The sequence below is a fragment of the Rhodococcus sp. P4_F5 genome (genome assembly GCF_056401315.1).
In genome coordinates, this window is record NZ_JBFUJP010000030.1 from 1 (window position 1) to 24,148 (window position 24,148).

Here is a 24,148-nt window from a genome sequence, read left to right on the forward strand (position 1 = left end):
ACGCGAGCCCGGTCGGCGCCGAACCGCGTCGTCCCGCCGGCCACCGAGCGCCGCCGCCGCGCCCCGCAGCGCGGCCAGGTACGCCGTGCGGAACCGGTCCGCGGCGTCGCGGGCGCCCGCCGCCTCGGCCAGCAGGCCGTCCGCCCGGTCCAGCAGGGTGCGCGCCTGCGGCGAGAGCGACGGCGGGCGCAGGCTCGCCGCGCCGCCCCTCGCCGGCACACCACCCGCACCGGCGCCAGTCGAGCCGGAAACCTCGGGAACGGGGACACTCGAACCAGGGAAACTTGGACCTGGCACACCGCCGGCACGGGCCGCCTCACGTCGACCGTCCATCTGCCGCACACCTCCCGCGTCACTGCGCCGCACCGGAGGGGTTCGGCACCGCCGTCACCACCGGATATGGCCTCGGGGCCGGGATCCGGCGAAGCCCGCTTCCCTCGTGCTTCGCCGGATCGTCGGCATCGAACACTCGTTCGACGTATTCAATATAGCTGCACCCACCGACATGTCGTCAAGAGAGAGGGTGAGTCCGGTCGGCACCAACACCACCCCCCACATCGTCGAGCTGTCCGCACCGCAGCTGCGCAGCCGTCTCGACGAGGCCCTCGCCGTCTACATCAAGGCGATGGGCTACCCGGACGGCACCGAACGGCACCGAGCGCCGATGTGGACCGAACACACCGCGCGCCCCGGCTGGCGTGGCGTCGCCGCACTGCTCCCCGAGGAGACCTCCCCCGACCGCGACGTCCTGGTCGGCATCTCCTACGGCTACCGCGGCGGACCGCACCAGTGGTGGCACCAACAGGTACGCCAGGGACTGCGCCGGTCCGGGGCCACCGAGGAACAGGTGCACGCGATCCTCGACGACTACTTCGAACTCACCGAGCTGCACGTCTCGCCACTGGCCCAGGGCCACCGCACCGGCGAGGCGCTGCTGCGCCGGCTGCTCGACGGCCGCCCCGAGTCCACCGTCCTGCTGTCCACCCCCGAAGTGCACGGGGAGGACAACCGCGCCTGGCGGCTCTACCGCCGACTCGGATTCACCGACGTGGTGCGGCATTTCACCTTCGCCGGCGACAGCAGGCCGTTCGCGGTGCTGGGCCGCCGGCTTCCGCTGTGACCGGCGATAGCCTGTCCACATGATCGACGCGGTGGTAGTGGGTTCCGGACACAATGCGCTCGTCTCGGCGTGCTACCTGGCCCGGGCCGGGTGGTCCGTCGAGGTACTCGAGCGCGACACCGTGCTCGGCGGCGCGGTCTCCACGGTCGAGCGGTTCCCCGGCCACCAGGTGGACCGCGGGTCGTCCGCGCACATCATGATCCGGCACACCGGCATCATCGAGGAGCTCGAGCTCGCCGACCACGGGCTGCGGTACCTCGACTGCGACCCCTGGGCCTTCGCCCCCGCTCCCCCGGCCTCCGGGCTGCCCGGCATCGTCTTCCACCGCGACCTCGACGCCACCTGCGCGTCGATCGCCGCCGCCTGCGGGGCCACCGACGCCCGGGCGTACCGGCGCTTCGTCGAGACCTGGGGTCCGCGGACGGCCAGCGTCATGCGTGCCTTCTCTGCCCCGCCGACCGGTGGCCGGTTGGCCCGCTCGTTCTGGGGGCTCGACACCGGCGACGGCGCCGCGGCACTCTCCCGGGAGTTCCTGCAGTCCGGGGACGCGCTCCTGGACCACTACTTCGACGACGAGCGACTCAAGGCCGCCCTCGCCTGGTTCGGCGCCCAGTCCGGGCCGCCGATGTCCGAGCCCGGCACCGCGCCGATGGTCGGCTTCGCGGCCCTGATGCACACCCTGCCGCCGGGCCGGGCGGTCGGCGGCAGCGGCGCACTCACCCGCGCCCTCGCCTCCCGGCTGACCGCCGACGGCGGCACCGTCCGCCTCGGCGACGCGGTGACCGAGCTGCGTCGCGGCCCCGACGGCTGGACCACCCGCACCGAACAGGGCCGGGAGGTGCGTTCGCGGGTGGTCGTCGCCGGCTGCCACATCCTGGCGACGCTGGACCTGCTCGAGCGCGGCGGCCACGACCCCGCGCAGCTGGCGGACTGGCGGCGCCGGATCCGGGTGGGGCCCGGCATCGGCATGGTGCTGCGGCTCGGCACCGACGCGCTGCCGCAGTACCCCAGCGCGCCCGACGACGCCGCCGTCACCTCCGGCCTGCAACTGCTGGTCTCCGACCGCGCACAGCTGCGACTGGCCCACGGCGCGGCGCTGGCCGGCGAGCTGCCGCCCACCCCCGCGGTGCTGGCGATGAGCTTCAGCGGGATCGACCCGAGCCTGTCGCCTGCCGGCGAGCACCAGGTGACGCTGTGGTCGCAGTGGCACCCGTACGCGCTGAGCGGGGGCCGCGCCTGGTCCGACCTGGCGGAGTCGGAGGGCGACCGGATCGTCGCCGAGATCGACCGCCTGGCCCCGGGGTTCACCGGCTCGGTGCGACACCGGTTGGTCCAGACGCCCGCGGACCTCGAGTCCGAGATGGGACTGATCGGCGGGAACGTGATGCATGTGGAGATGTCGCTGGACCAGATGTTCATGTGGCGGCCACTCCCCGAGCTCTCCGGCCAGCGGGTGCCCGACGCAACCGGGCTGTACCTGACCGGGGCCTCGACTCACCCCGGCGGCGGCGTGTCCGGGTCGAGTGGGCGCAGCGCCGCCCGGATCGCACTCTCCGACGCCCGATTCGGGCGGTTGCGCAGGCTCGCACGCCGGTGAGCACACCACTCGCGCGGCGCGGCGCGGACCTACCGCCTGACACCCAAGGTGCGGGCTGGCACCATGTCGATGTGCCGCTGCCCTCTGCTGTGTCGTTGCCCCTCGCTCCCGCCCGTGCCGGACGTCCGTCCCGCGCACGCCTGTTCGCCGTGTCCGCACTCCTACTGATCTGCGTCCCGCTTCTCAGCGGTTGCCTGCGGGTTCAGGTTTCGATGGGAGTCTCCCCCGACGACCGGGTGTCCGGGCAGATCGTCGTGGCGACGGTCCCCGCCGACAGCAAGGACGTCGGACCGCAACTCACCCCGTCGGACTCGTTGGAGAGCAAGGTCCGGGTGCAGGAGTACCGCCAGGACGGCTTCGTCGGCAGCCAGGCGTTCTTCAGCAACCTCACCTTCGGCGAGGTCCAGCAGCTGGGCTCGATGTCCAGCCGGACCGGCAATGCGCTCCAGCTGAACTTCCAGCGAGCGGGTGATGTCGTGACGCTCGACGGCAAGGCCGACCTCAAGGCCGTGCCCGACGGCAGCGACATCCAGTTCAGCATCGCGTTCCCGGCTCGGGTGGCGACCACCAACGGAACCCGCGACGGCGATTCGATCGTCACCTGGAAGCTGACGCCCGGCGAGGTCAACACCATGCGGGCCGAGGTTCGGTACGCCGACCCGAGCACCCGCGGATTCGCCGGCTGGGCCGGCATCGTCGCCGGCGTCACGCTCGGCGTGGCGCTGATCATCGGCGCGATGGGCTACCTGGCGCGCGACCGCTCGCCGCGCTTCTCGGACGACCGGGCCGAGGACAAGACCAGCGCCTGACCCGTCCCCCGGCCGGTTGCCCCGGCCGGGGATCGTGCCTGTCAGCGGTTCAGCAGTTCAGCGGTTCAGCGAGCGCCGGCGGATGCCACCGGGGACTCGGCAGACGCCGATGCCAGCCCGAGTCGGGTGAGCACCTCGCGGGTGGCCCGCGCGAAGTTCAGCGTGATGAAGTGCAGGCACGGCGCACCCTCCGCGATCAGCCGCTCGCCGAGCTCCGTGGCCACCGAGATGCCGATCTCCCGCACCGCGGCCCGGTCCTCCTCCGGCCCGTTGCCCGCCGCCCGGTCCAGCCGCTCCTCGAGGGAACGCGGCAGCCGGGACCCGGAGAGTTCCACCATCCGCTTGACCGACCGCAGCGAGGTGATCGGCATGATCTCCGGGATGATCGGCTTCGCGCCCTGCTCGGGGTCCAGGCGCGCGACCCGGTCCCGCAGCCGCAGGTAGTCGTCGACGTCGAAGAACATCTGGGTGATCGAGTACTCGGCCCCGGCCCGCAGCTTCGAGACCAGGTACCGGGTGTCGTGGTCGAGGTCCGGCGCCCGGTGGTGCCCCTCCGGGAACGACGCCACGCCGACGTGGAAGTCGCCGAGGTCGCGGACCAGCCGGACCAGTTCCTCCGCGTACTCGACGCCGTCGGGATGCTTGTGCCACTCGCCGAGCGGATCGCCCGGCGGGTCGCCGCGCAGCACCAGGATGTTGCTGATCCCGCGGTCCGCGTACGCGCCGACCATGGCCCGCAACTCGTCGACGCTGTGGCCCACCGCGGTCAGGTGCGCGACCGGCAACAGGGTGGTCTGCTCGGCCAGGTCGCCGGTGATCCGCACCGTCCGGTCCCGCGTCGACCCGCCCGCGCCGTAGGTCATCGACACGAATGCCGGCCCCAGCCCCTCGAACGTGCGGACGGCACGCCACAGGCGCGCCTCGGCATCGGCATCGCGCGGCGGCGAGAACTCCACAGAGAACGGGATCCGGCCCGACGAGGAGCCGATCCGGTCCACGATCGACGGTGTCCGCGTCACCCAACCGTCGCTGGACCGCCCCCTGACTGCATCAAATGTCACCGCCCAAGCATAGTGGCGGCAGTTCGAGACAATGCGCGGCGACCACTAAGGTGGGCGTCACGAGCACGTTCGGTGGGCGTATCCCCCCGGCAGCTACCGCCCCGGGGCGCCGCCCCGGACCTCTACTCAGGAGCGCACCCTGTCCGCCGGAGCCGCCTCTCCCCAGGCCCACATCCCTGACCTCGCCCGCCCCGACTCCATCCCCGCCGCCGTCGAGGCCGCGCTGAGCGAGTTCTTCGTGTCCCGTCGGCCCCTCACCGACGCCGTCGGCGGCACCTTCACCTCCGCGGTGGCCGCGCTGGAGGCGTTCGTGCTGCGCGGCGGCAAGCGGGTGCGGCCCGCCTTCGCGTGGACCGGCTGGCTCGGCGCGGGCGGCGACCCCGCAGGCCCGGACGCGGCGGCCGTGCTGCGCGCGTGCTCGGCACTCGAACTGGTGCAGGCCTGCGCCCTGGTGCACGACGACATCATCGACTCCTCGCGCACCCGGCGCGGCCATCCGACGCTGCACGTGGAGTTCGCGGCCCAGCACCGCGCCGGCGACTGGTCCGGCGAGCCGGCGAAGTTCGGCGAGTCGGTCGCGATCCTGCTCGGCGACCTCGCGCTGTCCTGGGCCGACGACATGATCCGCGAGTCCGGGGTGGACGCCGCCGGCCAGGTCCGGCTCGGCCCCGTCTGGTCCGCCATGCGCACCGAGGTGCTCGGCGGCCAGTACCTGGACGTGAGCACCGAGGTCACCGCCGACGAGTCGGTGGCCGCGGCCCTGCGGATCAACCGCTACAAGACCGCCGCGTACACGATCGAACGACCGCTGCACCTCGGCGCGGCGCTGGCCGGGGCCGACGCCGACCTGGTCGACGCCTACCGGGAGTTCGGCACCGACATCGGCATCGCGTTCCAGCTGCGCGACGACCTGCTCGGCGTGTTCGGCGACCCGGCCGTCACCGGCAAGCCGTCCGGCGACGACCTGCGCGAGGGCAAGCGGACCGTGCTGTTCGCGGAGGCGCTCCTGCGCGCCGACGCCACCGACCCCGCGGCCGCCGAACTGCTGCGCCGCAGCATCGGCGCCGATCTCGGAGAGGACCAGGTGGAGCGGCTGCGCGGCCTGATCACCGACCTCGGCGCCGTCGACGAGGTGGAGCGCCGCATCGCCGAGCTCACCGCCAGCGGGCTGCGGGCCCTCGACGACAGCTCCGCCGTCCCGGCCGCCAAGGCCGGCCTGCGGGAGATGGCACTCGCGGCGACTCGCCGGAGCGCGTAGTGGCGCGCCGCGTCCCCGGCCCCACCGACCGGGTCGTGGTGGTCGGCGGTGGGCTCGCAGGGCTGTCCGCCGGGCTGCACCTGCTCGGCGCCGGCCGCGAGGTGACGCTGCTCGAACGCGACCCCACCGTCGGCGGCCGGGTCGGCACCTACGCCGGACCGGGATACGAGATCGACAGCGGGGCAACGGTTCTCACCATGCCGGAACTGGTCACCGAGGCGCTGGCCGCGGTCGGGCAGGACACCGACACGGTCAGCCCGCCGCTGCGGATGCGCCGGCTCGAACCCGCCTACCACGCCCGCTTCGCGGACGGGACGACGCTGGCCGTGCACTCCGACCCCGCCGCGATGGCCGCCGAGGTGACTCGCGCCTTCGGCCCGGACGAGGCGCAGCGCTACCGACGGCTGCGCGGCTGGCTGGAACGGGTGTTCCGGGCCGAGTTCGACACCTTCATCGACGCCAACTTCGACTCCCCGCTCGACCTCGCCGGCTCGCGGACCGCACTCACCGACCTGACCACGCTGGTGCGCCTCGGCGCCTTCGGCCGGCTCGGGCCACGGGTGGCACGGATGGTCCACGACCCCCGGCTGCAGCGGATCTTCACCTTCCAGTCGCTCTACGCCGGCACCAGCCCGGCCAAGGCGCTCGGCATCTACGGCGCCATCGCACACATGGACACCTCGATGGGCGTCTACTTCCCCGACGGCGGGATGCGCGCGATCGCCGAGTCGATGGCCGACGCGTTCACCGCCGCCGGCGGCCGGCTGCACCTCGGCGCCGAGGTGACCCGGATCGAGTACGCGGGCGGACGGGCCCGTCGCGTGCTGACCTCGGACGGCGCCGGGCACGACGCCGACGCGGTGGTGCTCACCGCCGACCTCGGCGGCGCCGGGGCACTGCTGCCGCCGCGCTCCCGCAGGCGTCGGCCGGTGCGGCACTCCCCCTCGGCGGTCGTCGCGCACGGCACGGTCCCGGTCGAGGTGTCGCGGCACTGGGCCGGCTCCGGGCACCACACCATCGACTTCGGGGACGCCTGGGAGCGCACCTTCACCGAGATCACCGCGCGCCGCGGTCGCGGCCGGCTGATGAGCGACCCCTCGCTGCTGCTGACCCGGCCCGCCTGCACCGACCCGGGCCTGCGACTGACCCGCGACGGACAGGACCACGAGCCGCTGTCCGTGCTGGCGCCGTGCCCGAACCTGGACAGCGCACCGCTGGACTGGGCCGCGCTCGGGCGGCCGTACGTGCGCGAACTGCTCGGGGTGCTCGAACGACGCGGCTACGTCGGCATCGCCGAGCACTTCCGGGTGGACATCGTCGACACCCCGCAGACCTGGGCGGACCGCGGGATGTCGGCCGGTTCTCCGTTCGCCGCCGCACACACCTTCGCCCAGACCGGGCCGTTCCGGCGCGGCAACCTCGACACCGGCGCGTCGAACGTGGTGCTGGCCGGATGCGGGACCACGCCCGGCGTCGGCGTGCCGACGGTGCTGGTCTCGGGCAAGCTCGCGGCACAGCGCATCACCGGCCCATTCCCGGGCCGGGCGGCTGAGCAACTAGACTAGGCCACCGTCCATGCCTTCCGCCGAGCGAGTCCCGTCGGCCGGGAGTCAGTCAGCGCGCAACCTTGGGGGAAGATCCGCACCGATGACGCTTCGCACTCCCACTGCCGACGGGACCGTGGTCGACAGCCCGGACGCGGCCTCACCCCCGGGGCGCCTCCGCGAAGCTGCGTTGTTCGTCCGCAGCGAGGCCGGACATGCGGCCCTCCTCGGTCTCGTGGGCGCCGTGATGATCACCTTCGGCGGTTTCGGCTCCGGCAGCATCCGGCGCCGCGACCCGCTGCTCGAGGCCCTGCACCTGTCCTGGCTGCGGTTCGGCCACGGGCTGGTGCTCTCCACGGCGATCGTGTGGATCGGCGTGCTGTTGATGATCGCCGCGTGGGTGCGGCTCGGTCGCAGCACCCTCGGCGGCCGGGTGAGCGTGCGCGACCTGCTGGTGATCGTGCCGATCTGGACCGCGCCGATGCTGCTGGCCGTCCCGATGTTCAGCCGCGACGCCTACTCCTACCTGGCGCAGGGCGCGCTGCTGCGCGACGGTTTCGACCCCTACTCGGTGGGACCGGTGGCCAATCCCGGGGTGCTGCTCGACAACGTCAGCAACGTCTGGACCACCACCACCGCGCCCTACGGACCGATCGCGCTGCTGCTCGGCCAGGGCATCACCTCGATCACCGGCGACAACGTCGTCGCGGGCACCATGCTGCTGCGGCTGACGATGCTGCCCGGCCTGGCGCTGTCGATGTGGGCGCTGCCGCGGCTGGCCCGCCAGCTCGGCGGCAACCCGGCCATCGCGCTGTGGCTGGCCGTGCTCAATCCGCTGGTGCTGATCCACCTGATCGGCGGGGTGCACAACGAGATGCTGATGGTCGGCCTGATGACCGCGGGCATCACCCTGGTCCTCGACAAGCGCCACGTGGCCGGCATCGCGGTGGTCGCGGTCGGCGTCGCCGTCAAGGCGATGGCCGGCATCGCGTTGCCGTTCCTGGTGTGGATCTGGATGATCCACGAACGCGACCGCGCCAAGGCCGAGGGCCGCGAGCCCGCCGGGCCGGTCGCGCTGTTCGCCCGGACCGCGGGCGCCGGGTTTGCCGTGTTCGCGGGCGTCTTCGCGGCGGCCTCGCTGATCGCAGGCGTCGGGATCGGCTGGCTCACGGCGTTGTCCGGCTCGGCGAAGATCATCAACTGGCTCTCGCTGCCGACGATCATGGCGCACGTGGTCACCGTGGGCACGTCGTGGTTCACCGGGCTGACCCTGGCCCCGGTGCTCGAGGTGACCCGCACGCTGTGCGCCGTCGCGCTGGCCGGGATCCTGGTCTACGTCTGGTGGCGTTTCCGCACCACCCCGCGGCAGGCCGTGCTCGGCATCCTGGTGGCCCTGGTCGCCATCGTGGTGCTCTCCCCCGCCGCGCTGCCCTGGTACTACTCGTGGCCCCTCGCCGTGGCCGCCGGCTTCGCCATGTCCACCACCACCCTGATGGTGCTGGTCGGCCTGTCGACGTGGCTCATGCTGGTGTTCCAACCGGACGGCTCGATCGGCCTGTACACGCTGCCGCACGTGCTGCTGGCGACCTTCGCGGCGGTGGTCGCGGCCAAGTCGCTGGTGACCGTCGACCCGTTGCGGCTCCGGTCGGTGCGCCAGCACGCCGAGGCCACCCCGGACACTCCCGCGGTGACCGCGACGCCGTGAACCCCGGCCCCCTCGACGCCGCCTACCTGCACTGCCGGGAGTTGGCGGCCGAACACGGCAAGAGCTACTTCCTGGMGACCCGGCTGCTGCCCGCCCGCGACCGACCGGCGGTGCACGCGCTGTACGGGTTCGCCCGGACCGTCGACGACGTGGTGGACGTCGACGCGGTGTCCGGCCGGCCGGTCGCGGACTGCCTGGCCGAACTCGACCGCATCGAGGCGGAACTGCGCTGTGCTCTCGACAGGAGTGCTCTCGACGGCGCTGCCGGGGACGGTGCCACGCCCGCGCGGGTCCGGCCCGTGGTCGTGGCGGTCGCCGACACGATCACCCGGTACGAGATCTCGCTCGACCACTTCACCGCCTTCCTCGACGCCATGCGAATGGACCTGCCCGGCGCCCCCGGCTACCGCGCCGAGTACGCCACGATGGCGCAGCTACGCGAGTACATGCACGGTTCCGCCGCCGCGATCGGGTTGCAGATGCTGCCGGTGCTCGGCACCGTCACCCCGCGCGCGGAGGCCGAACCCCCGGCCGCGGCGCTCGGCGAGGCGTTCCAGCTCACCAACTTCATCCGCGACGTCGGTGAGGACCTGGCGCGCGGGCGGGTGTACCTGCCCGCGGAGGACCTGGCGGCGTTCGGGGTCGACGCGGACCTGCTGCGGCACTCTCGCGACACCGGCCGCTCCGACCCCCGGATCGAACGCGCGCTCGCGCACTTCGTGTGCGTGAACCGGGCCCTCTACCGTCGCGCCCGCCCGGGACTGGCCATGCTCGAACCGCGGGCCCGGCCCGGGATGGTCGCGGCCTTCGAGTTGTACTCGGCGATCCTCGGCGAGATCGAGACGAGCGGCTTCCGGGTCCTCGACCGGCGGGCCGTGGTGCCCCGCCGGCGACGACTCGCGCTGGTCGCGCCGCGACTGCTCGACAGTGCCGTGGCCGCCGTGCGCGGGCGGGCCGGGGACTAGTCGGTCGCCGGGACGTACTCGGCCCAGACGCTAGCGCGGGACTAGAACCCCATCGCCTGGGCGCGCCGGACGATCTCGCGGGCGTGGTCGGTGTGCAGCACCGACACCGGGGTCCCCGACAGGGAGTCGTCCTCGGTGAACAGCCAGCGCAGGATCTCCTCGTCGCTGAAGTTGCCGTCGCGCAGCACCACCAGCAGGCCGGGCAGGAAGCGGACCACCTCGCCGGTCTCGGTGAAGAACTCCGCCGGCACCGCGATCACGCCGTTCCGGCGGACCGCGACCAGCTCGCCGTCACGGAGCATCTGGTGCACGCGGGTCACCGCGACGCGGAGGATCTTCGACACGTCGGGAAGCTGCAGTACGTCGACTGACGGGTCGAGGACGTCGTCGCAATAAGGAATGGCACTCACACCGGTAACGGTATCGGGTCGGGCCCGGCACTCGGGAGGCGGTAGGTGCAGGCCGGGGACAACTCCACCGCGGAGCACGGCGCAGACACCCGTGGGCGGCGCTGGCTACGATCGATGCGGACGTTGTCAACGTGAAATGGGGTACTCGCGGGTGGGGCCAGGAGATCAGCGACTGATCGGCATGCTGTTGGACCGGCGCTATCGGGTGGACGCCCCGATCGCGCGCGGCGGCATGTCGATGGTCTACCGCGGTATCGACACCCGCCTGGACCGGCCGGTGGCGATCAAGGTGATGGATCCCAAGTTCGCCAACGACCCGCAGTTCGTGGCCCGTTTCGAGTTCGAGGCGCGGGCCGTCGCGCGGCTGAGCCATCCCGGCCTGGTCGCGGTGTACGACCAGGGCGTCGACGGCGAGCACGCCTTCCTGGTGATGGAGTTGGTGGCCGGCGGCACGCTGCGCGAACTGCTCCGCGAGCGTGGCCCGATGCCCCCGCACGCCGCCGCGGCCGTCACCGGACCCGTGCTCGACGGCCTGGCCGTGGCGCACCGGGCGGGGCTGGTGCACCGCGACATCAAACCGGAGAACATCCTCATCTCCGATTCGGGCGAGGTGAAGATCGCCGACTTCGGCCTGGTCCGCGCCGTCGCCGGGTCCAACGCCACGTCCAGCAGCGTGATCCTCGGCACCGCCGCCTACCTCTCCCCCGAGCAGGTGACCAGCGGAAACTCCGACGCCCGCAGCGACGTGTACGCCACCGGCGTGCTGCTGTTCGAGATGCTCACCGGGCAGACGCCGTTCACCGGGGACACCTCGCTCTCGATCGCGTACCAGCGGATCAACGCCGACGTGCCTGCGCCCGGGACCGTGGTGCCCGGCGTGCCCGAGGAGTTCGACCGGCTGGTGCTCGACGCCACGGCCCGTGACCCGGACGAGCGTTTCACCAACGCCGCGGAGATGTCGGCGGCGCTGCGCTCGGTGTGCGGCCAGCTGCAGCTGCCGGCGTACCGGGTGCCCGCACCCCGGCGCTCCGCGCAGCATCTCAGCGCCGCCATGCAGGTGGCGGGCGCGGTCGCGCCCCGTCTCGACGCGGCGGCACCCACCGAGGTCAACGGGTCTGCCGCGGCGACGACCGCCGTCCCGGCACAGCGCGGCGCCGCCAACACCGGACTGCAGCACACCAAGGTGGTCACCACCGCGACACCACGCGACGACGGCTACCACGACGCGGTGAGCGAGCAGGGCTCCCAGCCGCCCACCACCGCGACCCGGCAGCAGCGCCGCGACTCGGCCCAGTACGAGTTCCCGGACTTCGCCGCGGAACGCCGCAAGTCCCGCCGCACCATGCTGGTCTGGCTGACGGTGATCCTGGCCCTCGCCGTGGCGGTCGGCGTCGGCGGCTGGTGGATGGGATCGGGGCGCTACGTGGCGGTGCCCGCGGTCGACGGACTCAACCGTGCCGCGGCCACCTCCACGATCCAGGCCGCCGGGCTCGAGACCGACATCCGCGGGACGTACGACAACGCGGCGCCGGTCGACGCCCTGCTGGGCACCGACCCGGCCGCCGGGTCACGCGTCGCCCGGGGCGGCACCGTCGCGCTGAAGGTCTCGCTGGGCCGGCCGACGGTCCCCGACCTGATCGGCGGCGACAGGTCGCGGATCGAGCAGGCCCTGCGCGAGCGCACGTTCGTCCCCGCCGAGGGCGGCGAGGCGTTCAGCACCAAGGTTCCGTCCGGCGGGGTCGCGGACCTCGACCCGCGCCCGGGCACCGCCCTGGACGTCGGCTCGCAGGTGCGACTCGTCCGCAGCAAGGGCTCGCCGCCGGTGCATCTGCCCGACCTCCGCGGCAAGTCCGCGGACGAGGCCCGGGCCGCGTTGGACGGCCTCGGCATCACCGTGACGGACACCCGCGAGGTGTTCGACGCGGGGGTCGACGCCGGTGACGTCGTCGGCACCGACCCCGCTTCGGGGACCGAAGTCGGCGCCGGCTCAGCCGTGACGCTGACCGTCTCCACGGCGGTCAAGGTGCCCTCGATGCTGGGCCGGACGGTCGGCTCGGCCCGCGACGAGCTGACCCAGCTCGGACTGAAGGTCAAGATCCGGCAGGTCACCGAGACCGATCGGTCCCTGGTCATCTCGCAAAAGCCCGGACCCGGCGAACGCGTCAAGCCCGGCACCACCGTGAACCTGGTCGCACTCCCGTAGTTCCGCGCACCCGCCACCGCAACAGTTGCTAGGTTCAGCGCCCCAGTACAACAGTCGGAGGCACAGTGTTGCGAGCGTCCTGGTTGCGAGCGTCCTTGTTCCGGGCCTCGAGCTCCGCGGTATTCCTGCTCACGCTGATCGCGTTGGTGTTGTCGGCCGGGACCGTCGTGGCGAACGCCGAACCGCTCCCCGAGAAGTACGACGACCTCGTGGGCGTCCCCCAGGAGCTGTCGAGCCCGGGCGGTTCGCTGCCCGGGTCCAACGACTTCGGCTGCAGGCCCACCGCGGAGCATCCGAGGCCGGTGGTGCTGGTGCACGGTACGACGGGCGGAGCGCAGATCACCTGGGGCGCATTCGTTCCGATGCTCAAGAACGCCGGGTACTGCGTGTTTGCCCTGACCTACGGCGCCATCCCCGGACCGTGGCCCATCTCGGCGGTCGGTGGGATGCGGCCGATCGAGGGCAGCGCGCAGGAGATCGGTGCCTTCGTCGATCGGGTGCTCGCCGCTACGGGCGCGTCGACGGTGGACATCGTGGGGCATTCACAGGGCACGATCGCGACGGGCTACTACGCGAAGGTGCTCGGTGGCCACTCGAAGATCACCAACGACGTGTCACTGGCCCCCCTCTGGCTGGGCACCAAAGCACTTGGCGCAGACAAACTTCCGGGACTGTTCGACCGGTTCGGGTTGCCGGACACCGCCTTCCCGATCTGCTAGGCCTGCGGCCAGTTTGCCGCCGGATCCAAGCTGGTGGACAAGGTCAACGCCGGCGGAACCCCCTACGTCGAGGGCATCAGGTACACCAACATCGGCACGCGGCACGACGAGCAGGTGGTGCCCTTCACTCAGGGCATGCTGCCCGGCCTACCCGGCGACGACGTCACCAACATCGTCGTCCAGGACGGCTGCGAGAAGGACGACTCGGACCACACCGCCCTCACCGATTCCAAGCGCGCGGGGTACCTGGTGCTCAACGCCCTCGACCCGGCGCATCCGCGCGAGGTGCCGTGCGCATGATCGCGCGACCGGTCACGGGCTGACGCCGCACCCGACCGCACCGCCCAGGCCGGAGTCGCGCCCGGCCTGGGCTTCGTCCGCGCAGCACTGTCGTCGGTTCAGCGCTGCCGTCGGTTCAGCACTGTCGTCGGCTCAGGCCAGCGGGGTGAACACCGCGAAGGCGCCGCCCTGCGGATCGGTGAGAACTGCGAACCGCCCGGTGCCCGGAATGTCGGTGCCGGGGACATGCACCGCGCCGCCCAACTCGGCGGCCTGCGCGACCGTGGCGTCCACGTCGTCGACACCGAAGTAGAGCGCCCAGTGCGGCGGGATCCCCGCCGGGAAGTCGGCGCCCATCTCCATCATGCCGCCGAAGTCCTGACCGGCGATCCCCCACTGGGTGTAGCCGTCACCGGCGTTCACCGACCAGCCGAAGACCGTGGTGTAGAACGCCTGCGCGGCAGCGGGTTCGGGAGTTCGCAGCTCCACCCAGCACAGCGCACCGGTCTCGTTGAGCCGGGTGGCGCCGTAGAACTCCCGTGCCTGCCAGACCGAGAACACCGCTCCGGTCGGGTCCGCCAGCACCGCGAACCGCCCCTGGTCGAAGATGTCCATGGGCTCCATCAGCACCGCCCCGCCGGCCTCCCTCGCCGACTTGGCCGTCGCGTCCGCATCGGCAACCGCGACCGACATCGTCCACGCCACCGGCTGCCCCTCCTGGTACTGGGGACTCGCAGCCGCCACCGGGTCCTCACCCAGTTTCATCATCGTGTAGCCGCCGGCCTCCGGCCGCGGATCGGTCTCCGCTCGCCAGCCGAGCAGCGCCCCGTAGAAGGACCCGGCGGCCGGGACGTCGGTGGTGGCGAGTTCGGCCCAACACGGCGCGCCGAGTTCCGCTTCAGTGATCTTCATGGCGATCTCCTCACTCCGATGGTCATGTCCGCGACTTCTCTCGCGACGGTGTGAACGTAACGCGGGTCACCGACATTCGGAGCGGGGCCGGGCCGTGACACCGGGGCGAAGAACGCCAGCTCGCTCGAATCGAAAGGTACGAACGCGCCGAAGGTGTACGAAACGCGGAATCGGTACGGATTCCGCGAGTTGTACCGACATGGCGAGGCGTACCTTTTGGGATGCCTCGCCTCCACCCGACCGTGCAGAGCCGACTCCGATCGAGTCGGCAGCAGGCCGTGACAGAGTGAACCACTGCGACCGTGTCGGAGACACTCACCGCAGGCAGCAGGCAGGGCTATGTCTCTTACTCGGCGGCGAGTGTGTCGAAGGATCGGCGCAGGAGTTCGACCGCGTCCGCGCTCTCGGAATCAGCCCACGTGGTCAGAGCGATGTCGAAGCAGGCGAGTGCGGCCTGCACGAGTGTCTGCGCTCGTAGCTCCGAATAGTCACCGGCCAGACGTGCCTGCACAACGGGAACAAGCATGTTCGCCCAGCCCAGATGCTTCTCGAGATTTCGGGCACGGAGAGACGCGGTGCTGGTGAGCACGCGCATGGTCCGCTTGCTGCGTTGCTCGTCCTCGTCGCCGCGCGGTTGAGACAGCAGGGATTCGAAGGAGATCCGCAACGAGACCAGAGCAGGTTCATCGGACGGCCGCGAGGCGAGGGCGTCACGGACGAACTCGCCCCAGCGGGTCAGGTCCCCGATGACCGCGTCTTCCTTGGCCGGGAAGTAGCGATGGAAGCTTCGGGCAGAGATACCGACCGCGGCGGCGATCTGCTCGACGGTGACCGAGTCGAAGCCGCGCTCGGCGAACAGGTCAACCGCGACCTCGGAAATGCGCGTGCGCACGGCCTCTCGGGTGATGTCGCGCAAGCCCGAGGTGGGTGTCGAGGAACTTTCCACGAGGGCAGCATACATGGACAAAGTTGTCAGTCTCTGACAGATTAGGCCGAGGCTGACAATCCATAGAAAGGGAATCCATGGAAAAGCGCACGCTCGGCAGGCAAGGTCTGGCCGTCTCCGCCCTCGGCTACGGCGCGATGGGCACAGCCATCGGCTACGGCCCGGCCGACGACAACGAGTCGATCGCCGCCATCCGCAGGGCACACGATCTCGGAGTGACGATGTTCGACACCGCCGAGATGTACGGCTGGGGAGAGGGCGAGAAGCTGCTCGGCCGAGCATTGGCACCGGTGCGCGACGACGTCGTCATCGCCACGAAGTTCGGCTTCACACCCACGTTCGGGTTCGACTCGCGACCCGGCCACATCCGCGAGGTCGTCGACGCCAGCCTGCGCAATCTCGGCGTCGACACGATCGACGTGCTCTACCAGCACCGTCCAGACCCGAACGTGCCCATCGAGGACGTGGTCGGCACGATGAAGGAATTCGTCGAGGCCGGCAAGGTCAAGTATCTGGGGCTGTCCGAAGCCGACGAGGCCACCATCCGCGCCGCCCATGCAGTGCATCCGATCTCGGTACTGCAGACCGAGTACTCGATCTTCGCGCGCGAGGTCGAGTCCCTCTTCCCCGTCCTGGAGGAACTCGGCGTCGGCTTTGTCGCCTACTCGCCGCTGGCCCGCGGCTTCCTCAGCGGTGCGGTCGCCTCGCGCGAGCACTACGACGCCAACGACTTCCGTCAGCACATCCCGTGGTGGGCCCCGGAGAACTTCGCCGCCAACCTCTCGATCGTCGACGAACTCACCGCACTCGCCCGCCGCAAGGACGCCACCCTGGCCCAGCTCTCGTTGGCATGGCTCCTGGCTCGCCAGGACTACATCGTCCCGATCCCGGGCTCCCGCAACCCGGCTCGGGTCGAGCAGAACATCGCCGCCGCCCTGGTCCTGACCGACGACGATCTGGCCGCGGTCGACCGCGTCGCACCCGAAGGCGCGATCGGCGGCCGTATGTAGCGAAACCGGCCTACACGACCGCACGCCCATGGCCCGGCCTCACCGATCTGCGAGAGGCTGGGCCGTCGCCGCCGAGCAGCCGCGCACCGGCTCTGGAAACGCCTTCGGCCGCGAGCATCACGATGCTCGCGGCCGAAGGGTGGACATCAGGTCCGAGGCGTCAGCCTCGCAGCATCTCGGCGACCAGGAAGGCCAGTTCGAGGGACTGCTGGGTGTTCAGCCGCGGGTCGCACGCGGTCTCGTAACGACCGGACAGGTCCAGGTCGGAGATGTCCTGCGCGCCGCCGAGGCACTCGGTGACGTTCTCGCCGGTCAGCTCGACGTGGATGCCGCCCGGATGGGTGCCCATGCCGTTGTGGACCTCGAAGAAGCCCTGCACCTCGTCGACGATGCGGTCGAAGTGACGGGTCTTGTACCCCGTCGACGCCTCGTGGGTGTTGCCGTGCATCGGGTCGCACTGCCAGATCACCTGGTGACCGGTGGCCTGCACCTTCTCGATGATCGGGGGCAGCAGGTCGCGGACCTTGCCGTTGCCCATCCGCGAGATCAGCGTCAGCCGACCGGGCTTGTTCGTCGGGTCGAGACGCTCGACGTACTCGACCGCCATCTCGGGCGTCGTGGTCGGCCCGATCTTGAGGCCGATCGGGTTCGACACCAGCTCGGCGAACGCAATGTGGGCACCGTCGAGCTGACGGGTGCGGTCACCGATCCACAGGAAGTGCGCCGACAGGTCGTACAGCTTCGGGTGGTCGTCGTCGTTGTCCAGCCGCAGCATCGCGCGCTCGTAGTCGAGCACGAGCGCCTCGTGACTGGCGAAGATCTGGGCCTGGTGCAGGGTCGGGTCGGTGACCCCGCAGGCGTTCATGAACTGCAGGCCGCGGTCGATCTCGGTGGCCAGCGACTCGTAGCGGGCACCGGCCGGCGACGACGCGACGAACTCGCGGTTCCAGTCGTGCACCTTGTGCAGGTCGGCCATGCCGGCCCCGGTGAGCGCACGCACCAGGTTCATCGCGGCGCTGGCGTTGGCGTAGGCACGCACCAACCGCGACGGGTCGTGCGCGCGCACGGCCTCGTCGGCGACGAGCGAGTTGACCATGTCGCCGCGGTAGGACTTGAGCCCCAGCGAGTCGACGTCCGACGAACGCGGCTTGGCGTACTGGCCGGCGATCCGGGCGACCTTCACCACCGGCAGGCTCGCGCCGTAGGTCAGCACCACGGCCATCTGCAGCAGGGTGCGGATGTTGCCCTTGATGTGCGGCTCGGTGTTGTCCGCGAACGTCTCCGCGCAGTCACCGCCCTGCAGCAGGAAGGCCTCGCCGCGCGCGACGCCGGCGAGCTGGGCCTGCAGGGCCTCCACCTCGCTGGCGACGGTGATGGGCGGCACGCTCTCGAGCACGGTGCGCATCGCGGCCGCCTGGTCCTGCGGCCACGACGGCTGCTGGGCGGCGGGCTTGCTCAGCGCCTCGTCGAGCTGCTGGCGCATCGCTGCGGGCAGCGGCGGGAGTTGGGGCAAGCGGTCGATCGGCACGTCGACAGTCCAGTTCACTCATACAGGATATTCATTCCCCGGTTCCGCCGTCACGAAGGGGCCGTTTCCCGTGCCGGTGGCGGGTCAGCGCAGCGTCAGCGACGCCCGGATCGCCTCGTACTTCACCAGGTTGTGCCGCGCGTCGGCGAGCGCGTCGTGCGCGTCACTCGGTGCGGACGGCAGCGCCGGCGACCCGGCTTCCTCCCAGTACTGCTTGAGCTCACGGGTGAACCGCGGCATCGGCTGGGGCAGCGCGGTCATGTCACCCCACAGCTGGCACAGCGCCACGTGGTCGTAGGCGGCGACCCAGGCCCACAGCTCGGGCGTGATGCCCGGCCTCGGGATCAGGAACTTGAGCAGGTCGTTGCGGATCTGTTCGCGCGAGCGCCACAGCGGCGACGACGGCTGCGGCAGCTTCGGCAGCACGTTCGCGCGGACCCACTTTCCCGCACGGGAACGGTCGAACTCGGTGGACACCGCGTAGAACTCTCGTCCGTCCTCGGCAGCCACACCGATCGAGACCAGGTCGATTGTGCGACCATCCTCGATGAACTCGCAGTCGTAGAAATAGCGCACACGAGCAGCCTATGCGCCATGCACACTGGGAGTACGACCGCCCCCGAACCGAAGGATGACTGGTGCCGACCGCCCCTGACACTGGGACCGCAGCCGCCCGCACCGCCGAATCCCCCGCCCGGGACCACGGCGGCACCGATGCTTCCCCCGACACCCGGCCGACCTGGTCGACCTGGCCGAGGTCGCTGACCGCCCGCCTGGCCGTGCTGGCGGCGGTGACCGTCGGAGTGGCCTACAACCTCGTCGGCTTCCCCTGGCTGCGTCAGGTCGGCAGCTACTACCGGATCGACCTGGACGTCTACCGGATCGGCGGCACCGCGCTGGCGCACGGCGTGCCGCTGTACGGCCACCTCCCGGCCACCGCCCTCGGCAAGCCACTGCCGTTCACCTACCCGCCGCTCGCCGCGATCCTGTTCAGCCCGATGTCGGCGCTGACCCTCGACCACGCCAGCCTCGCGTTGACGGCGACGTCCCTGGTCTTCCTCGTCGGGTCGATCCTGTTGACCCTGCGATCCCTCGGGCTGGTCGACCGCACCACCGTGACGTGGACGGCCGGCGCCCTGTTCGCCGGTGCGCTGCTGCTCGAGCCGGTGTACTCCACGCTCGACTACGGCCAGGTCAACATCGTGCTGATGGCCCTGGTCGTGGCGGACTGCCTGCTGCCGAAGACACCGTGGCCCCGCGGACTGGTAGTCGGTCTGGTCGCGGCGGTGAAGTTGACGCCCGCGGTGTTCGTACTGTTCTTCCTGCTGCGCAAGGACTTCCGCGCCACGCTCATGACCGGCGTCGGCTTCGTCGCGGGCGTCGCGATCGGGTTCGCGGTGTCCTTCTCCGACGCGAAGACCTACTGGACCGAGACGCTGGTGGACTCCGGCCGGATCGGGCTGCCCGCCTACCCGGCGAACCAGTCGATCACCGGCATGCTGGCTCGGCTCGGCCTCGACCCGGCCCTGCGTTCCCCGCTGTGGGTACTGGGCTGCCTGCTGGCCCTGGCGATCACCGTCGTCGCCGTGCGCCGGTCCTTCGCGGCCGGACGACCCGCGCTCGCACTCACCACGACCGCGATGTTCGGGCTGCTGGCTTCGCCGGTCTCGTGGTCGCACCACTGGGTGTGGGTGGTCCCGATGCTCGCGGTGTGCGGGCACCTGGCCCTCGCCCGGCGCGACGCCGGGCGGTCGGCGGACAACGAGCTTCGGCACCGGGCACTGTGGGCGACCTGGACGCTCGCGGGCATCGCCCTGTTCGTGATCGCACCGCACTGGCGGCTGGCGCCCGGCCGGACCAGCGGACTCGGCTGGCCGCTGTGGGACCAGTTCCTGGCGTCGTCGTACGTGTGGTGGGGCCTGGCCACCCTGGTGCTGGTCGCGGTCGTGCCCCTGGCACCGGCCCACGCCGCCGACCCGCTGCCGGCGGAGTCCGCGGACGAGGACCCCGAACTGGTCCGCGTCAGCTGACGGTCCGCGCCGGGCGGCTCGCCGGGCCGGACTCGCTCAGCTCGCCTCGACGTCCGGGATGCGTGCGGCGTCCGGTCGGGGCGCCGGCTCGACGGGAACCTTGTTCCGGAGCGTGGCCGCGTACACGTCGACGTACTCCTGACCCGAGAGCTTCATCAGCGTGTACATCACCTCGTCGGTGACCGCCCGCTCGACAAACCGGTTTCCGCCCATGCCGTTGAACCGGGAGAAGTCGAGCGGCGGGCCGACCCGGATCACGATCTTTCCGGGCCGCGGCAGCCGCGAACCGATCGGGTTGAGCTTGTCGGTGCCGATCATCGCCACCGGGATGACCGGGACGCCCGCCTGCAGCGCCATCCGGGCCATGCCCGTCTTGCCCTTGTACAGCCGTCCGTCCGGGGACCGCGTGCCCTCCGGGTAGATGCCGAGCAGCTTGCCGTCGGCGAGCACCTGGAGACCCGCCTTCAGCGCGTCGCTGGCGGCGTCGGCGCCGGTCCGGTCGATCGGCACCTGCCCCAGCGCTGAGAAGAACCACTTCTGGAATCTGCCCTTGAGTCCGGGGCCGGTGAAGTACTCACTCTTGGCCAGGAAGGTGATGCGCCGCGGCGACCGCATCGGCAGGTAGAACGAGTCGACCACGGCCTGGTGGTTGCTGGCCAGAATCGCGGGCCCGTCAGTCGGAAGGTGCTCTGCCCCTTCGATTGTGGGGCGCCCGAGCACGTAGAGAATCGGTCCGAGAAGAACGTATTTGAACAGCCAGTACCACATGGCACCTTCCCGAAGTCAACCGTGCTCACACTGTGTTTTCGCTGCTGCTGACTGTACCGAGCAGCCGTGAAGGCCGCCACAGCGGGCGGCGGCGGCCGGCGGGATCACACACCCACTCCCGCCCGGCGTTCAGAGCATGCAGCGGGCGAGTTCGGCGGCGCCGACCATCGCGGCGGCCTCACCGAGCTGGGTGGCCCTGATCCGGGCCAGCGGACGGTGGCCGGCCCCGGTGACCAGGCCCGCGTACCGCTCACGGGCGTCGTCCAGGAACAGCGCCGACGAGCTCGCCACGCCGCCTGCGATCACCACCAGATCGGGGTCGAAGATGTCGCTGACCATCGCGAGACCGACGCCGAGCCAGTGCGAGAGATCGGCAATCGCCCGCAGCGCGACCCCGTCGCCGTCCTGCGCAGCGCCCGCCACCCTGCGCCCGGTCAGCGAGCCGGGGTCGCGGGCCACCTCCCGCGCCAGCACCGTCGAGTCCGCCGGGTTGGCAGCCAGCATCTCGATGGCGGTGTCCACCAGAGCCGTTCCACTGCAATATCTTTCCCAGCATCCACGCTTGCCGCACGAGCACGGGCGACCGTCCGGCACCACCTGCAGGTGACCGAGTTCCGGTGCCACGCCGTGACTGCCGCGGTACAGGGCGCCGTCGATCAGCAGCGCCGCCCCGATCCCCGTGCCGATGGCCACGGTCACCACGTTGCGCCCGCCGGACGCGGCGCCGAACCGGTACTCGGCCCACGCCGCGGCGTTGCCGTCGTGTTCGAGGACCACCGGCAACCCGAGCCGGTCCCCCAGGTCCCGGGCCACCGGTGCATCGACCCACGGCAGGTGCGGCGCGAACCGAACCGTGGTGCGTTCGAGGTCGATGAACCCGGCCACCGCGAGCCCCACCGCGCCGATCCGGTGCCGGCCGGCCAGTTCCCGAACGGCGCGGTCCAGCCCATCCTCGAGTGCCCGGGCCGACTGCGGGGTCGGCGCCTGCACCGAGTCGAGTACCTCGCCGTCCGCCGCGACGACCGAGGCGCGAATGCTGGTGCCGCCGACGTCGATACCGACCGTCAGGGCCGGACCCTCCTCGAGTGCGCCCATGCTCAGCGATTGTCCTCGACATGAACCACGATCGGGACGAATCCGCGCGGTCGAGGTGGCGGCGGGTCGCCGTCGCCAACCCCGCCGACCCCGCCGACCCCGCCGTCGTCACCGTCCGGCCCCGGCCGCTGCCCGTGCTGTTCGAGCAGCGCCCGGATCAACGCGAGCAGGGCGACGGCCTGCGAGGCGAGCAGGGTGAGCAGGTCGTGCTGTTCGCCGCGAGCCAACGCCGCCAGGGCGCACACCGGGCACCACTTGCAGCCGGACGGCGCAGGGGACGACCCGGAAACGGCGGCACCGGCCCCCGCGGGGTCCCCCGGCCCGGCCGCGCCGGGGGTCTCGCCCGCCGCCTCTGCCGCACGTTCGAGGAGCGGTTCGAGCATCGGCTCGAGGCGGTCCAGCGCGGCGAGCGTCAGCGCGCGCAGTTCCGCCATCAGTTCGGTGTGGTCCCCGCTCACTGCGGCCACACCTGCGGGTCCGGCTGGAAGCGGACCACCAGGTCGTCGCCCTCGAAGTCGGCCCCGACAGTCACGCAGCGGCGCAGCAGCGACGCCAGCCGCACCCGGCGGCGCAGCCCCGCGGCACCGACCACCAGGTCGTCCTCGACCCTGCCGAGGGTCACGGTGGACGGGTCGGCCAACGGCAGTGGCAGGCGCAACGCGTACACCGACTCCATCCCCGATCCCGACTCGAGTACCACCGTGTTCTCCCGCCCCGCCGCCGGCGTGTCTCCGGGCCGCGGGGCCGCGACGGCAGGGAACAGCGCGTCGGCCAGCGTCGCGAGAGGCTCCAACCCTACCGGCTCGCTCGCGCACTCGTCCGCGGTGCGCACGGTCACCGCCGCGAGGCTCGCGCGCAGCTCCCCGACCATCGCGTCCTGGGCGGCGCGGCGACCGCGGGACCCGCGCGGCACCGCCGCATCGGCGACTGCCTCCGGTGCCTGATCGTCCTGCGGCGCAAGGCCGTTCACCACCACGTCGTCGAGCCGGAGGCCGAGCAGCGCGAGGGCGGTGACGGTGCGGCGCGCCTCGGCCAGCGGCACCGTCCCTGCCCCGGCGACCAGCCGGACGCCGGTGCGGGCGCCGTCAGCCAGGAGCTCACGAATCGGCACCGTCGACGCGACCAGACGGTCCACCAGCAGGACCGCGATCAGCTGCCACTGCGGCGCCGACGGACCCACCAGGGCGCGGCTGTGCAGGGGCCAGATCCGCTCGACGTAGTCGGCCACCGTCTCGGGCACCTGGAGCAGTCGCAGCGCGTCCGCGGTCGCCGGGCAGTCCACCAGCACCACGTCCCAGTCGCCGGAGTCGGCCAACCGGGTCACCTCGGCGAGCGCCAGCAGTTCCTGGGCGCCGGGCAGTCCGGTCAGTTCCTGCGGGTCGGGCAGCGAGAGCGGCGCACCGTGCTCGTGCTCGTGCTCGTGGTCGCCGGGCACCAACGCCGCGAGCACCGCGAGCCGCCGCTCCAGCAGCGCGAGTGTGTCGAGTTCGAGGACGTCGATCCGGTCCGCCACGGAGGTCACCGAGTCCGCGTCGCCCGGGCGTCGCCCGACACCGAACACGTCGGCCAGCGAGTGCGCCTGGTCCAGGGACACGGCGAGGACTCGAATCCCCCTGCGCGCCAGAGCTACCGCGGTCGCCGCGGCGATCGTCGTCTTGCCGACGCCACCCTTGCCGACGATGAACTGCACCTGGGAGCGCACATCGGCGTCGTTCGCGGTCAGCCCTCGACCCGCTTCTTCAATTCCTTGAGCGCGGTGTCGGTGATCGCCTTCTCCGCCTTGCGCTTGAACAGGCCGATCATCGGGATGTTCAGGTCCACGGTGAGCTCGTAGGTGACGGTCGTGGACCCGTCCGGCTCGCCGACCAGGGTGTAGGAACCGGACTGCGCCTTCTGGATCTCGCCGGAGACCAACTCCCAGCGCACCGACCGGCCGTCCGCGGCCCAGTCGAACTCGAGGACGTATGTGTCCTTGACCATACCGGCGTCCAGGACGAACCGGACCTGCTCGGCCCGACCGTTCGCCCCGACGGAGAGCACCTCGACCGACTTCGCCGCGGCCACCCACTGCGGATACGCGTCGTAGTCCGCGATCACGTCCATCACCCGCTCCGGTGCGGCGGCGATGCTGATCGACCTGTTGGTCTTGTCGGCCATGCTGGCGACGCTTCCTTTCCCCCGACTGCGCT

22 protein-coding genes and 1 pseudogene are annotated in these 24,148 nt (G+C 71.5%); 11 read left to right on the forward strand and 12 right to left on the reverse strand.

Annotation, left to right across the window (positions count from 1 at the left end):
* Positions 1 to 219 (reverse strand): SAV_6107 family HEPN domain-containing protein (locus AC1DU4_RS13790; protein ID WP_477840681.1); only part of this gene is annotated, 219 nt, incomplete at its 3' end.
* 304 nt (positions 220 to 523) lie between these two features.
* Here AC1DU4_RS13790 and AC1DU4_RS13795 point away from each other — a divergent pair.
* The 3 genes from AC1DU4_RS13795 (at position 524) to AC1DU4_RS13805 (ending at position 3,526) form a co-directional block, all read left to right on the forward strand.
* Positions 524 to 1,120, forward strand: a complete 597-nt coding sequence (locus tag AC1DU4_RS13795; RefSeq protein ID WP_477840682.1) for a GNAT family N-acetyltransferase — start codon at positions 524 to 526, stop codon at positions 1,118 to 1,120.
* A gap of 19 nt (positions 1,121 to 1,139) precedes the next feature.
* Entirely contained in the window at positions 1,140 to 2,717 is a 1,578-nt protein-coding gene (locus AC1DU4_RS13800; RefSeq protein WP_477840684.1) for a phytoene desaturase family protein, read from the forward strand.
* A gap of 140 nt (positions 2,718 to 2,857) precedes the next feature.
* A complete protein-coding gene (locus AC1DU4_RS13805; protein ID WP_083577480.1) occupies positions 2,858 to 3,526 on the forward strand; it encodes an LppM family (lipo)protein in 669 nt (222 codons plus the stop codon).
* Between the two features lie 65 nt (positions 3,527 to 3,591).
* Here AC1DU4_RS13805 and metF read toward each other — a convergent pair whose 3' ends face one another.
* Complete coding sequence (gene metF / locus AC1DU4_RS13810) at positions 3,592 to 4,545, reverse strand: methylenetetrahydrofolate reductase [NAD(P)H] (RefSeq protein WP_477840686.1); 954 nt, start codon at positions 4,543 to 4,545, stop codon at positions 3,592 to 3,594.
* Between the two features lie 181 nt (positions 4,546 to 4,726).
* On the opposite strand from metF, the gene AC1DU4_RS13815 reads away from it, so the two are divergent.
* From AC1DU4_RS13815 to AC1DU4_RS13830, 4 genes are all read left to right on the forward strand, one after another.
* Positions 4,727 to 5,845, forward strand: coding sequence for a polyprenyl synthetase family protein (locus AC1DU4_RS13815; protein WP_477840765.1), 1,119 nt, complete (start codon positions 4,727 to 4,729; stop codon positions 5,843 to 5,845).
* Complete coding sequence (crtI, locus tag AC1DU4_RS13820; protein ID WP_477840687.1) at positions 5,845 to 7,410, forward strand: phytoene desaturase family protein; 1,566 nt, start codon at positions 5,845 to 5,847, stop codon at positions 7,408 to 7,410. The genes AC1DU4_RS13815 and crtI overlap by 1 nt, the downstream gene beginning before the upstream one ends.
* Before the next feature lie 82 nt (positions 7,411 to 7,492).
* Positions 7,493 to 9,094, forward strand: a complete 1,602-nt coding sequence (locus AC1DU4_RS13825; RefSeq protein WP_477840689.1) for an alpha-(1->6)-mannopyranosyltransferase A — start codon at positions 7,493 to 7,495, stop codon at positions 9,092 to 9,094.
* Positions 9,091 to 10,059 (forward strand): phytoene/squalene synthase family protein, encoded by a 969-nt coding sequence (locus AC1DU4_RS13830; protein WP_477840691.1) that lies wholly within the window; start codon positions 9,091 to 9,093, stop codon positions 10,057 to 10,059. Before AC1DU4_RS13825 ends, AC1DU4_RS13830 begins: the two co-directional genes overlap by 4 nt.
* Before the next feature lie 41 nt (positions 10,060 to 10,100).
* On the opposite strand, the gene AC1DU4_RS13835 is transcribed toward AC1DU4_RS13830, so the two are convergent.
* Positions 10,101 to 10,469: an Rv2175c family DNA-binding protein gene (locus tag AC1DU4_RS13835; RefSeq protein ID WP_477840693.1), complete on the reverse strand. Its 369-nt coding sequence runs from the start codon at positions 10,467 to 10,469 to the stop codon at positions 10,101 to 10,103.
* 151 nt (positions 10,470 to 10,620) lie between these two features.
* Between AC1DU4_RS13835 and pknB the strand changes: the two genes are divergently transcribed.
* Together pknB and AC1DU4_RS13845 are read left to right on the forward strand one after the other, a co-directional pair.
* Entirely contained in the window at positions 10,621 to 12,672 is a 2,052-nt protein-coding gene (pknB, locus tag AC1DU4_RS13840; RefSeq protein WP_477840695.1) for a Stk1 family PASTA domain-containing Ser/Thr kinase, read from the forward strand.
* Positions 12,673 to 12,797: 125 nt separating this feature from the next.
* Positions 12,798 to 13,691: pseudogene (locus AC1DU4_RS13845) on the forward strand (esterase/lipase family protein).
* Positions 13,692 to 13,823: 132 nt separating this feature from the next.
* On the opposite strand, the gene AC1DU4_RS13850 reads toward AC1DU4_RS13845, so the two are convergent.
* Positions 13,824 to 14,582 carry a VOC family protein gene (locus tag AC1DU4_RS13850; protein ID WP_477840697.1) on the reverse strand — a complete coding sequence of 253 codons (759 nt, stop codon included), beginning with the start codon at positions 14,580 to 14,582 and terminating at the stop codon, positions 13,824 to 13,826.
* A gap of 346 nt (positions 14,583 to 14,928) precedes the next feature.
* Positions 14,929 to 15,474 carry a TetR family transcriptional regulator gene (locus tag AC1DU4_RS13855; RefSeq protein WP_477840699.1) on the reverse strand — a complete coding sequence of 182 codons (546 nt, stop codon included), beginning with the start codon at positions 15,472 to 15,474 and terminating at the stop codon, positions 14,929 to 14,931.
* 131 nt (positions 15,475 to 15,605) lie between these two features.
* Between AC1DU4_RS13855 and AC1DU4_RS13860 the strand changes: the two genes are divergently transcribed.
* Entirely contained in the window at positions 15,606 to 16,538 is a 933-nt protein-coding gene (locus AC1DU4_RS13860) for an aldo/keto reductase (RefSeq protein ID WP_477840701.1), read from the forward strand.
* 160 nt (positions 16,539 to 16,698) lie between these two features.
* Here AC1DU4_RS13860 and AC1DU4_RS13865 read toward each other — a convergent pair whose 3' ends face one another.
* Together AC1DU4_RS13865 and AC1DU4_RS13870 are read right to left on the reverse strand one after the other, a co-directional pair.
* A complete protein-coding gene (locus tag AC1DU4_RS13865) occupies positions 16,699 to 18,084 on the reverse strand; it encodes a class II 3-deoxy-7-phosphoheptulonate synthase (RefSeq protein WP_477840703.1) in 1,386 nt (461 codons plus the stop codon).
* A gap of 66 nt (positions 18,085 to 18,150) precedes the next feature.
* Positions 18,151 to 18,642 carry a polyadenylate-specific 3'-exoribonuclease AS gene (locus AC1DU4_RS13870; RefSeq protein ID WP_477840705.1) on the reverse strand — a complete coding sequence of 164 codons (492 nt, stop codon included), beginning with the start codon at positions 18,640 to 18,642 and terminating at the stop codon, positions 18,151 to 18,153.
* Between the two features lie 62 nt (positions 18,643 to 18,704).
* Here AC1DU4_RS13870 and AC1DU4_RS13875 point away from each other — a divergent pair, with 62 nt between their 5' ends.
* Positions 18,705 to 20,096, forward strand: coding sequence for a glycosyltransferase 87 family protein (locus AC1DU4_RS13875; protein WP_477840707.1), 1,392 nt, complete (start codon positions 18,705 to 18,707; stop codon positions 20,094 to 20,096).
* Between the two features lie 36 nt (positions 20,097 to 20,132).
* On the opposite strand, the gene AC1DU4_RS13880 is transcribed toward AC1DU4_RS13875, so the two are convergent.
* The 5 genes from AC1DU4_RS13880 to AC1DU4_RS13900 all read right to left on the reverse strand — a co-directional run bounded on the left by AC1DU4_RS13880 (position 20,133) and on the right by AC1DU4_RS13900 (position 24,116).
* A complete protein-coding gene (locus AC1DU4_RS13880; RefSeq protein WP_477840709.1) occupies positions 20,133 to 20,864 on the reverse strand; it encodes a lysophospholipid acyltransferase family protein in 732 nt (243 codons plus the stop codon).
* 129 nt (positions 20,865 to 20,993) lie between these two features.
* Positions 20,994 to 21,959: an ROK family protein gene (locus AC1DU4_RS13885; protein ID WP_477840711.1), complete on the reverse strand. Its 966-nt coding sequence runs from the start codon at positions 21,957 to 21,959 to the stop codon at positions 20,994 to 20,996.
* A gap of 2 nt (positions 21,960 to 21,961) precedes the next feature.
* The gene (locus AC1DU4_RS13890) at positions 21,962 to 22,417 is read right to left on the reverse strand and encodes a hypothetical protein (RefSeq protein WP_477840713.1); all 456 of its coding nucleotides are present in this window, start codon (positions 22,415 to 22,417) and stop codon (positions 21,962 to 21,964) included.
* Positions 22,414 to 23,661, reverse strand: a complete 1,248-nt coding sequence (locus AC1DU4_RS13895) for an ArsA family ATPase (RefSeq protein WP_477840715.1) — start codon at positions 23,659 to 23,661, stop codon at positions 22,414 to 22,416. The genes AC1DU4_RS13890 and AC1DU4_RS13895 overlap by 4 nt, the downstream gene beginning before the upstream one ends.
* A 17-nt stretch (positions 23,662 to 23,678) precedes the next feature.
* The gene (locus AC1DU4_RS13900; protein ID WP_072846292.1) at positions 23,679 to 24,116 is read right to left on the reverse strand and encodes an SRPBCC family protein; all 438 of its coding nucleotides are present in this window, start codon (positions 24,114 to 24,116) and stop codon (positions 23,679 to 23,681) included.
* Positions 24,117 to 24,148 lie beyond the last annotated feature (32 nt).

Coding starts and splice junctions, on each gene's coding strand:
- AC1DU4_RS13800 (WP_477840684.1), top strand. CDS start 1,140: ATGATCGACGCGGTGGTAGTGGGTTCCGGACACAATGCGCTCGTCTCG.
- AC1DU4_RS13825 (WP_477840689.1), top strand. CDS start 7,493: ATGACGCTTCGCACTCCCACTGCCGACGGGACCGTGGTCGACAGCCCG.
- AC1DU4_RS13850 (WP_477840697.1), bottom strand. CDS start 14,582: ATGAAGATCACTGAAGCGGAACTCGGCGCGCCGTGTTGGGCCGAACTC.
- AC1DU4_RS13860 (WP_477840701.1), top strand. CDS start 15,606: ATGGAAAAGCGCACGCTCGGCAGGCAAGGTCTGGCCGTCTCCGCCCTC.
- AC1DU4_RS13880 (WP_477840709.1), bottom strand. CDS start 20,864: ATGTGGTACTGGCTGTTCAAATACGTTCTTCTCGGACCGATTCTCTAC.
- AC1DU4_RS13885 (WP_477840711.1), bottom strand. CDS start 21,959: ATGGGCGCACTCGAGGAGGGTCCGGCCCTGACGGTCGGTATCGACGTC.
- AC1DU4_RS13900 (WP_072846292.1), bottom strand. CDS start 24,116: ATGGCCGACAAGACCAACAGGTCGATCAGCATCGCCGCCGCACCGGAG.